The sequence below is a fragment of the Leptolyngbya cf. ectocarpi LEGE 11479 genome (assembly GCF_015207065.1).
Classification (GTDB): Bacteria; Cyanobacteriota; Cyanobacteriia; order Phormidesmidales; family Phormidesmidaceae; genus Leptothoe; species Leptothoe ectocarpi.
In genome coordinates, this window is the sequence record NZ_JADEXP010000250.1 from 1 (window position 1) to 9654 (window position 9654).

11 protein-coding genes are annotated in these 9654 nt (G+C 52.4%); 9 read left to right on the top strand and 2 right to left on the bottom strand.

The annotated features are described in order from the left end of the window. From thrB to IQ260_RS21505, 6 genes are all read left to right on the top strand, one after another. Positions 1-709, top strand: a 709-nt coding sequence (thrB, locus tag IQ260_RS21480) for a homoserine kinase (RefSeq protein WP_193995138.1), incomplete at its 5' end; no start/stop codon positions are given. Between the two features lie 380 nt (positions 710-1089). Then, positions 1090-2694 carry an NAD(P)H-quinone oxidoreductase subunit 4 gene (locus tag IQ260_RS21485; protein ID WP_193995139.1) on the top strand — a complete coding sequence of 535 codons (1605 nt, stop codon included), beginning with the start codon at positions 1090-1092 and terminating at the stop codon, positions 2692-2694. Positions 2695-2916: 222 nt separating this feature from the next. Further along, complete coding sequence (locus tag IQ260_RS21490) at positions 2917-3447, top strand: carboxypeptidase-like regulatory domain-containing protein (protein ID WP_193995140.1); 531 nt, start codon at positions 2917-2919, stop codon at positions 3445-3447. After that, entirely contained in the window at positions 3447-4157 is a 711-nt protein-coding gene (gene cbiM, locus IQ260_RS21495; protein WP_193995141.1) for a cobalt transporter CbiM, read from the top strand. The genes IQ260_RS21490 and cbiM overlap by 1 nt, the downstream gene beginning before the upstream one ends. Further along, positions 4148-4921 (top strand): cobalt ECF transporter T component CbiQ, encoded by a 774-nt coding sequence (cbiQ, locus tag IQ260_RS21500; protein ID WP_193995142.1) that lies wholly within the window; start codon positions 4148-4150, stop codon positions 4919-4921. Before cbiM ends, cbiQ begins: the two co-directional genes overlap by 10 nt. A 168-nt stretch (positions 4922-5089) precedes the next feature. Next, a complete protein-coding gene (locus tag IQ260_RS21505) occupies positions 5090-5890 on the top strand; it encodes an energy-coupling factor ABC transporter ATP-binding protein (RefSeq protein ID WP_193995143.1) in 801 nt (266 codons plus the stop codon). A 36-nt stretch (positions 5891-5926) separates the two neighbouring features. Here IQ260_RS21505 and IQ260_RS21510 read toward each other — a convergent pair whose 3' ends face one another. Further along, on the bottom strand, positions 5927-6283 hold the full coding sequence (locus tag IQ260_RS21510; protein ID WP_193995144.1) for a hypothetical protein: 357 nt from the start codon (positions 6281-6283) through the stop codon (positions 5927-5929). A 110-nt stretch (positions 6284-6393) separates the two neighbouring features. On the opposite strand from IQ260_RS21510, the gene IQ260_RS21515 reads away from it, so the two are divergent. Next, entirely contained in the window at positions 6394-6651 is a 258-nt protein-coding gene (locus IQ260_RS21515) for a hypothetical protein (protein WP_193995145.1), read from the top strand. Between the two features lie 223 nt (positions 6652-6874). Here IQ260_RS21515 and rpsD read toward each other — a convergent pair whose 3' ends face one another. Beyond that, on the bottom strand, positions 6875-7483 hold the full coding sequence (gene rpsD, locus IQ260_RS21520; RefSeq protein WP_193995146.1) for a 30S ribosomal protein S4: 609 nt from the start codon (positions 7481-7483) through the stop codon (positions 6875-6877). A 214-nt stretch (positions 7484-7697) separates the two neighbouring features. On the opposite strand from rpsD, the gene IQ260_RS21525 reads away from it, so the two are divergent. Further along, entirely contained in the window at positions 7698-8030 is a 333-nt protein-coding gene (locus IQ260_RS21525; RefSeq protein WP_193995147.1) for a hypothetical protein, read from the top strand. 336 nt (positions 8031-8366) lie between these two features. Next, a partial coding sequence (locus IQ260_RS21530) for a CHAT domain-containing protein (RefSeq protein WP_193995148.1) occupies positions 8367-9654 on the top strand: 1288 nt, incomplete at its 3' end.

A 9654-nucleotide genomic window follows, 5' to 3' on the forward strand; every position in this document is an offset into this window, starting at 1 on the left:
TTTACCCCCCCCTAAAAAACCCCCCCCCCCAATCCACATCGATATTGACCTCCACGTCCCCCTATCCCGTGGCCTTGGCAGCTCCTCCACCGCCATTGTCGGTGGCCTAGTCGGTGCCAACCTGCTAGCAGGCAATCCCCTCAGCTCAAATCAAATTGCGGCCCTAGCAACGGATATCGAAGGCCACCCAGATAATGTCGTCCCGGCACTGCTGGGGGGCTGCCGTCTCGCTGTTCATGACAAAAATGCTCAGCTCAACCTCTGCGCCATCCCCTGGCACGATGCCATTATTCCAGTCGTCGCCATCCCAGACTTTGAACTCGCCACCGCCGATGCCCGTAGAGTTCTCCCCGATAGCTACAGCCGTGCCGATGCCATTTTTAATGCGGCTCATCTGGCCCTGCTCACCCAAGCCCTCGCTACAGGGGACGGCGCATGGTTGAAAACGGCGCTGTGCGATCGCATCCATCAGCCCTACCGCAAAACCCTGATCCCCCACTACGACGACATCTATGACCAGGCCCTGGCCGCCGGAGCCTGGGGACTAGTCATTAGCGGCGCTGGACCAACGCTGCTGGCCCTTACCAGCCCAGAATCCGTCGCTAGCGTTCGCCAAACCCTGGGTCGCCCCTGGGAATCCGCCAATATTCCTTATTCAGTCCACACCCTAGCCATTGACCCTAAGGGCACCCAAGCCCAGCTCACCTAAACTTACCCAACATCGATTTCCCCGCAGGCTGCACAGACAGCCACCAGGAATGGAATTATCTAGCCGCTATTTTATTGATATGGCTTTACATAACTTATGATTAATTACATCTACAACCATTACCCATGTGTCATTTTTCAGCAGCTTCCCAAGAAGTCTACATATGGAGTTATTAAGAAAAACAAATGGTTTCCATGGCTTTTGGGCTTATCAAAAGTTAACCAAATTACATATACTGTAACTGGGCGTAGAGCAATAGGTATATTTCCTCATTGCCGTCCGGTCAGTTAGCCTAGTGTTTTTTTGGTAGTCCCTTCACCTAGACCAACTGCCTCTCGGCAAATCGCGCCTCTAATAACGAGTTGTACGCATGAGTTGGCATGATTGTTGAACACTTCCCGTGGCTAACAGCGCTAGTATTATTTCCTCTGTTAGCCGCTATCCCCATTCCCCTACTGCCAGATAGTGAGGGCAAAACACTTCGCTGGTATACCCTGGGCGCTTGCTTAGTCGAACTGGCTCTTATTTTCTACACATTTATTACCTATTACGACATTCATCAAGCCGGTCTTCAGCTGGTTGATAACTACGCTTGGGTTCCCCAGATTGGTCTTAACTGGTCCCTAGCAGCCGACGGTCTGTCCATGCCTCTGGTGGTTTTGAGCGGTCTGGTTACCACGCTAGCAGCGGCTGCTTCCTGGAATATCACCATGAAGCCCCGGCTTTATTTTTCCTTGCTGCTACTGATGTACAGCGCGCAGCTCGGTGTTTTTCTATCTCAAGACATGCTGATGTTCTTCATCATGTGGGAGCTAGAGCTAGTACCGGTCTACTTGCTGATTTCTATCTGGGGCGGTCAGAGACGTCTTTATGCCGCGACTAAATTTATTCTTTACACCGCCATTGGCTCTATCTTTATCTTGATAGCCGCCTTGGCCATGGCCTTTTACGGCGATAATGTCACCTTTAACTTTAGTGAGCTGGCGGCTAAGGATTATTCCTTACCCATGCAGCTGTTTACCTACACTGGTTTTCTGATTGCCTTTGGGGTCAAGCTACCGATATTCCCGTTTCATACCTGGCTGCCCGATGCCCACAGTGAAGCACCTGCGCCAGTTTCAATGATTTTGGCCGGTGTTTTGCTAAAAATGGCAGGCTATGGTCTCATCCGTATGAACATTGAGATGCTGCCAGATGCTCATGTTTACTTTGCGCCTGCCCTGGCCATTGTTGGTGTCATCAATATTGTTTACGCATCCTTAGCGGCCTTTGGTCAAGACAACCTCAAGCGCCGCATGGCTTACTCGTCCGTGGCTCACATGGGATTTGTCCTCTTGGGTCTAGCTGCCTTTACCACATTGGGTCTGAGTGGTGCCCTGCTGCAGATGATTTCCCACGGTCTGATTGCATCCGTACTGTTCTTCTTGGCCGGTGTGACCTATGAGCGCACCCACACCCTAGCGATGGATAAGATGGGCGGTATGGGCAAGGCGATGCCCGTCACATTTGGCATGTTCACTGCCGGTGCCATGGCGTCTTTAGCTCTGCCTGGTATGAGTGGCTTTGCGGCCGAACTGGCGATTTTCCTGGGCTTTTCCACCAGCGATGCCTACAGTATCTTTTTCAAAGCAGCGATTGTGATTTTGGCTGCTGTCGGTGTGATTCTGTCTCCGATTTATCTGCTGTCAATGCTGCGTCGGATCTTCTTTGGCAAACCTGGAGAGTTAGAAGTTCCTAACAATACATCTTGGGATCTCAAGCCCCGTGAAGCTTTTGTCGCCGTCTGTCTGCTGCTCCCCATCATTGGTATTGGTCTCTATCCCAAACTGGCTACCCAAACCTATGACGTGAAAACGGCTGAACTCAATAACCTGGTAAAGAATGTCCGTTTAGCTCAAGATGCTGACCAAGGCCCCTTGTACTATCAGGTTCTAACCGCTCCTGACCTGCTGGCCAGCCGTCTTTCAACCACCAGCATCCGCTAAGAAGATGTCGAGGAAAATTCTCGGGCTTATCCATTAACTTCTTTATCCCTTGGTCAGGGTTAATTGAGTCTTCCAATTTCCACTAAAGTCGCTGGGGTCCAAGGTTGGGTCCCAGCGACTTTCTAGTTTTAGGGGTGAATCGCCCCCATGTCCCCCCCTGGGGCATTGAATCAATCAGAGTGAAAACGATTTACTGATTGGAGAAATTTCTAACGTGCATCTATGGTTGCCCTTACTGGGGAGTCTGCAGTCAGGTTGAACTATTTGAGACGATGGTTGCAGGGGATATCTCCTGTGCTCAGTGGTCTTGGATTGGTGCTTTTATCCTGTCCGCCTGGGTGGAGTCATGGCGCGATCGCAACCGTCACCCGCACATTTGCTGTCGAGGCCCACTATTCATCAGGACAACCCATGGCCTCTGCCCAGGTTGTGGTCTACAGCCCCCAAAACCCCAACGAACCCTGGACCACTGGACAAACCAACGAACAGGGAGAATTTGAATTTAGCCCAGATACGAATGGCAATTGGGAGGTGGTTGTTCGACAGGCGGGCCACGGCACTACGGTCAGCGTGCCAGTGGTGCCCCTGACCCAAGCCGCTCAAATAGCCTCAGCCGACACATCCGCATCTCTTGCGACGATTGTATCCTCCTCGTCCGAACCGCTCCCCCTACAGCGTTGGGCCGGTGCCGGAGCGGCTCTCTGGGGATTAGTGGGTACCGCTTTATTTTTTTCGCGAGGGAAACAATCTTAGTGCATATTCCAGATGGTTTTGTACCACCTCAGCTCTGCATTGTTGGCTATGGTCTCAGCGGGTTTGTTACCTGGCAATGTATCCGACGGATCAATCGGCACTCCGACCCGGCCACTCAAATGCCAAAGGCCTCTTTGCTGGCAGCGGCCTTTTTTGTCGTTTCATCGATTCAGATTCCTCTGCCGCCCGTCAGTTTGCATCTCGTCCTCAGCGGTCTGCTGGGTGCGGTGCTGGGCTACTATGCCTTTTTAGCAATTTTAATTGGCTTGTTTTTTCAGGCCCTGTTTTTAGGCCATGGCGGTTTTTCCACCCTGGGGGTGAACGCCATCATCATCGGCGTACCGGCTCTAGTCAGCCATGGCATTTTTCAGCTGCGCCGCTGGCTGCCCTCCTCCCTAAAACCATCCGTCCGCTATGGTATCAGCGGTTTTTTGGCAGGAGCTGTTGGCATGCTCCTGGCAGTAACGATCTTTATCAGCCTGCTTATTTTTACGATACCGGTCGGGTTCGATCTAGCCACTGAGCGAGCGGCCCTGCTCACGTTGGGGATTGCCCATAGCCCCCTGGTAATTGTTGAAGGGATTTTCACAGCGCTATTGGTGACCTTCTTACAGCGTACAAAGCCAGAACTGTTGACCGGATTAGCCCCCGTACTACAGACCGAACGACCACGGGCCACCGGTCCATCGGGGGAACAGCTATGCGACTGACCCTAGATACCTATGCCGGTCTACACTCCCCACTCCATCACTGGCAGTCCCGCGCCAAACTTGTGGGTCTAGGCCTGTTGATGCTGGGGTTTGCCACAGTGCAACGGGTACAGCTGGTGCCAGCTTGCTTGCTCGTGACAGCGGTGCTGTACGGCATCTCCGGGCTGCCCTGGTCATTTTTGCGATCGCGCCTACGCTATCCCGGTTTGTTTCTTCTGGGGATGGTTATTGCCTTACCGCTACTCTCGGGCAGCACGGTGCTCGCTCAGTGGGGACCATTGGCCATTCGCCAAGAGGGTCTACTGGCCACGGGCCTAATCGCCGGTCGATTTTTCTCCATTGTCACCGTCGGTATGGTGCTGCTGGGCACCACACCCCTCCTCACCTTGGTGGAAACCCTGGTTTCCCTAGGACTACCCCCCATACTGGCCGAAATGGCGCTGCTGGCCTATCGATATCTGTTTGACATAGCGGAGCAGTTAGACCATCTCCAGCAGGCGATGCGACTGCGAGGGTTTCAGCCCAGAGGTAACCGCCAAAGCTGGCAACAGCTTGCTGCTGTCACGGGCACTCTGTTGGTACGCAGCTATGAACAATCAGAACGGGTTTATAAAGCGATGCGACTGCGGGGCTACGGCCATAGTCGCAGCCGTTTATCCCAGGTTAGAGGCTGGGGACACCCCGGTGATCTGGCAGCCGTTGGATTATGCGCTACCATTTCCCTGAGTTTGATCGGGTTACAGCTCTGGCAGACAGTACCCTGATCTTGAGTTCAAGACTAGGGACAAATTATGGGGTCTTAGTTTTGGCAAGTTACGTCCTAGGAACAGCAAATACTAACGCTCCCAGAAATTCTCACAACTTAACGCTCGCAATTAAAAACTAATTTAAACCTCTTCAAACCTGTTGCCCTTGCTCTTTGAGTAGCGTCTATGACATCTCTATTGCCTAAGAAAACAATTGCTGCTGCACCCCATACAGCTGCCCATGCAACAGTGGCGGCAGTTGCTATTGACCACCTTTGCTTTTCCTATCCCGATCGGCGACGGGTGCTTGACAATATTTCTCTACGCATCGCTCCAGGTGAACGTGTGGGCATTATCGGGCACAATGGCTGTGGCAAAACCACATTGTTTATGACCCTGTGTGGAGCGCTCACCCCCACTAATGGTACTGTTCGTCTGATGGATCAGCCTGTCGTAACGGGTGGATTTAATCCTCAAATCGGGCTGTTGTTTCAAAACCCTAATAATCAGCTGTTTTCTGCCTCAGTGCGAGAAGATATTCGATTTGGCCCTGCCAACATGGGACTCTCTCCCCAGCAGGTGGAGCAGCGTGTGGATGCAGCCATTGATCTGACGAGATTACAGTCTCTAGCTGACCGCCCCCCCCATCACCTCTCAGGCGGGGAAAAACAAATGGTCGCCATTGCTGGACTACTGGCCATGAATCCCCAGATTGTGCTCTACGATGAACCCACCGCCAGTCTGGACATTCGCAGTCGACGGCGGCTGATCACGTTTATGAAAGGGCTGCAGCAGACCATGGTGATTGCCTCCCATGATTTGGAGTTTTTGTTAGAGGTTTGCGATCGCACCTTGATTATGTATCAGGGCCAGATTGTTGCCGATGGCCATCCTCGAGAGATTATGGGAGACGATAGTATCATGCATGCCTATGATCTAGAAAAACCTCACTCGCTGATTCCTCACACCATTAATCACCATAAATAGGTAAGAGATTTTAAATAAAGAAGACAGCCGTTTCCATCAACTCGTATGGCTCACTTGCCCATCATGTTTGCTGGTTGCCGCAAACGTTTCTTCAAAAAAAACGGCTGTTTTCTCTAACTCTTCTCCCCCCTTAAGCCGGTAAAAGGCAATGGCTCGAATCAACGCCTCATCTCGTTGAATCACCCGTACAGCTCGTGAGGCTCCCTTTTCCCCCTTATGGGGATTATCAATCCACAGGGCGTCGCTCAGGCCCAACGCCGCCACCAATGGCGTTGCCGATTCTGTCTTGAGTCGTTCTACCACAGCCGCTGGGAGATCGGCCAGTACCTCAGCTTCCGTTAGCGGTTGAGCCTGAGTCAGCAATGTTTGCACTCTTTCTTGATCTACAGCCATCCGCTCAGGTCCCTTTTCTTAAAACTTTACACTCTACTGGCAACTCTAGGGTATCTCCGTAACGTCACTTACTTAATGAGCATGACTTTTATCGATTCTAGACGTTCATCATGATATTTCCGAGAATTTACTCAGAGCAACACTATGCGGCAGCGGTTACCGCCGCTGTTGCCGATCTTTTACAAAGTTATCGCGGCTATCAGATTGACGTCATGCGGCAGCTGCCGAGCCTTGAACGCGATACCCGTGCCTATGAGCTATGGATTACAGCCTGGGACAGAAACGAAGATCGCTATGAGTTTATCTACGAATTACAGATCGGTGTAGTCAAAGGGGAGCTAATTATATTGTCGTGGATACCGCTTTAATAAGCGTTTTAACAATAAAAACCCCTAAGGCTGACGGACCCTAGGGGAAAATGGAAATTACTAAACTAGCGCGGTAAGAGCAGCTGCTGATCTAGAGGATGATAGTAAACCGGATTGGCCAATCTTGAATTAAGGACCCAAGAGTTAGCCGCACCGCAAATCAGCAACGCCCAGTAAAATACAGCCGGGTAGGCTAACGTATTTAAGTAGAGCGACAGTCGGTCTACGCTTTACGGGAGTAATACTCAACCACGAGCAGCTCGTTGATGTTGAGGGCTATCCATTCACGTTCGATGATGCCATTCACCTTGGCTTCCATCTTGGCTTTATCAAACTCTAGGTGAGTAGGAATATTGGCCAGACCCGGAAATTCTAGGTTGGCTGATACTAGAGTCTTAGACGCCTCTTTAGGACGAACGCCGATAACATCACCGGGACGGCACTGATAGCTAGGAATGCTAACAACGCGACCGTTGACAGTAATGTGACCATGGTTAACTACCTGGCGAGCAGCGGGGATCGTAGGTCCCATGCCCAGACGAAAGATGGTGTTATCCAAGCGCATTTCTAGCTGTTGCAGAATGACCTGCCCAGTAGACGCTGAGGCACGACGTGCTTTTTTCACGTAACGCAGCAGCTGACGCTCGGTAACGCCATAGTTGTAACGAAGCTTTTGCTTCTCTTCGAGACGAATACAATATTCGGATTTTTTCTTGCGACCCTGGCCATGCTGACCGGGTGGGTAGGCCTTACGGGCAACTTTCCGGGTAAGACCGGGCAGTTCACCCAAGCGGCGAGTGATGCGAAGGCGAGGACCTCTATATCGCGCCATGTAGCGTTTAGCTCCTTTGTAGGAATATTCCAGTCCCCAATTATAGGGGATGGGGTGACCCAACGCCACTGAAATTTGGGTAGGTTATTTGCACCAGAAAAAATTGATTAGAAATCGGGATAAACGACCTTGTAGCCTTAATTTGGGTCTTGTCGGGTGGGCACCGCCCACCATCCTTAAATATTATTCATTCACGCAAAGCAAATAAATACCAATGGCAAAACTACAAATTGCAATTGAAGGGGCTGGGGCTGATGTGGCGGCGGCGGCCTTGGTAGCCTTGGACGGAGTGGACGGCAGCTATGCGGTTAGTGATGCGATGCAAAAGGATGGCGGCCTGACGGCAGTAGCGACGATTGTGGGGATCGTGGGTGGCGTGATGATCATCGCGGAGCAATTGCACAAGTGGTATGTCGCTTGGCGAGAGCAGCAAGCGGATCAGCCGACGATTGATAAGGTCCTGATTGTGACTGCGAAGGGTCGTCTGTTATTAGAAGAGGCCACAGTGGAGGATATTGCCAAAGCCCTAGAATCCCTAGCCAAATAATCTCAACCGTGATCTCGTAGGTTGGCGTTGAGCCTGGCGAAACCCAACATATGGATAGCTGGATAGGCCCAGGGCTCTGGAGCAGAGGCGAAGTGGGTTGCTCAGGGCTTTCCTCCCTGAAACCCTCCCTAAAGTGGGGGCCTAAACTCCCCCACACCCCCCGAAAGTGGGTGATCTTCTATAGCGAAGGTATCGGTGAGGTAGGGGTTACGGCAAGGGGTTACGCTGCTCCGCATTCGCTGCGCATCGTAAGAGGGTGAGTATGTGTTGATCGCCTTGTTTGTGTCTTTTCCCAGCTTCCTGTACTAAAAAATCTGATTCTCTAGGCTATTCTCCATGCGGATTTTTCATATTGACCTTAGACCTAAAGGCGAGCAGCATATAGCTCTGCGCTACGGCTGGGAAAATCTGGCTGATTTTCGGGAGCGGGTGCTGGCTCTGTCAGAGATTGATGACCTGGTTGCCAGGGCGGAGCGGGACTACTATGTGCAACTGCTGCCAGAGGACTATGGCATAACAGGGCAAAGGCTTTATCAATGGCTGGATGGGAGTGACCGCTGGCTGGCCAGCCAGCTAGAACAGGTTCGGGAGCTGACGGTGCTGGCGATTGCTGCTGCTGGTAGGCTGGCCCACTTACCTTGGGAAGTACTGCACGATGGTCAAGATTTTTTGACTGCTAAGCTGGCTCCTACGGTTGTGCCGGTGCGGTGGTCGGGGCAGGGAACTCAACCATTGCAGCCGTTGGCTGTAGCACCGGCCAATCGGGCATTAAATGTGTTGTTTATGGCGACATCTCCAGAGGGTGTGGAGCCCGTACTGGACTTTGAGCAAGAGGAAGGACGCATCTTAGCGGCAACAGAGCGACAGCCGCTGGCGCTTACGGTCGAAGAAAGTGGCTGTCTGGGTGAGCTAGAAAACCTGGTGACTTCCTATGATAGTGGCACTTTTGACGTGCTACATCTGACGGGACATGCGGACCATACGGACGATGCGCCGATTTTTATCACCGAGACAGAATTTGGCGCACCGCAGCCTTCTACAGCAAAGGACATTGCCCAGGCCGTACAGTTTCGGTTTCCACCGGTCGTATTTTTGTCGGGCTGTCGCACGGGACAGAGCGGTCGAGGGGGCACCGTGCCCTCTATGGCGGCGGAGTTACTAAACTATGGAGCCGGAGCCGTACTGGGCTGGGGGCAGCCGGTGCTAGACCAAGATGGGATCACAGCAGCGGAAGCACTATACGCGGCCCTCTCCTCAGGAAAAAGTCTGCCGGAGGCGCTGACACTCACATTTCAGACCATGCTCAAGGCCAATGCGCGGGACTGGCACCTGCTGCGGCTGTATGTGGCAGAGAGCATTCCAGACAAGCTAGTAACACCGCTGCGCACTAAAAAACGCCAAAAAGCACCAAAGCCATCCATGGTGTCAGTCTTTCTGGATCAAGATGGCATGGGTCGGCAAGTAGCCGACCGTAAAAGCTTTGTGGGACGACGGCGAGAGATACAGGCCTGTCTGCGGGCGCTGATGCCCTACAGCAGGGAAGACACCGTAGGTGTGCTGGTGCACGGCATGGGGGGCAACGGAAAGAGTACCCTAGCGCTGCGGCTGTGTGACCGGCTAGCAG

What these genes read in the sequence shown, in the direction of transcription:
- IQ260_RS21485 (WP_193995139.1), top strand. Translation starts at nt 1,090, where the DNA reads ATGATTGTTGAACACTTCCCGTGGCTAACAGCGCTAGTATTATTTCCT.
- IQ260_RS21490 (WP_193995140.1), top strand. Translation starts at nt 2,917, where the DNA reads ATGGTTGCCCTTACTGGGGAGTCTGCAGTCAGGTTGAACTATTTGAGA.
- cbiQ (WP_193995142.1), top strand. Translation starts at nt 4,148, where the DNA reads ATGCGACTGACCCTAGATACCTATGCCGGTCTACACTCCCCACTCCAT.
- IQ260_RS21505 (WP_193995143.1), top strand. Translation starts at nt 5,090, where the DNA reads ATGACATCTCTATTGCCTAAGAAAACAATTGCTGCTGCACCCCATACA.
- IQ260_RS21510 (WP_193995144.1), bottom strand. Translation starts at nt 6,283, where the DNA reads ATGGCTGTAGATCAAGAAAGAGTGCAAACATTGCTGACTCAGGCTCAA.
- IQ260_RS21515 (WP_193995145.1), top strand. Translation starts at nt 6,394, where the DNA reads ATGATATTTCCGAGAATTTACTCAGAGCAACACTATGCGGCAGCGGTT.
- rpsD (WP_193995146.1), bottom strand. Translation starts at nt 7,483, where the DNA reads ATGGCGCGATATAGAGGTCCTCGCCTTCGCATCACTCGCCGCTTGGGT.
- IQ260_RS21525 (WP_193995147.1), top strand. Translation starts at nt 7,698, where the DNA reads ATGGCAAAACTACAAATTGCAATTGAAGGGGCTGGGGCTGATGTGGCG.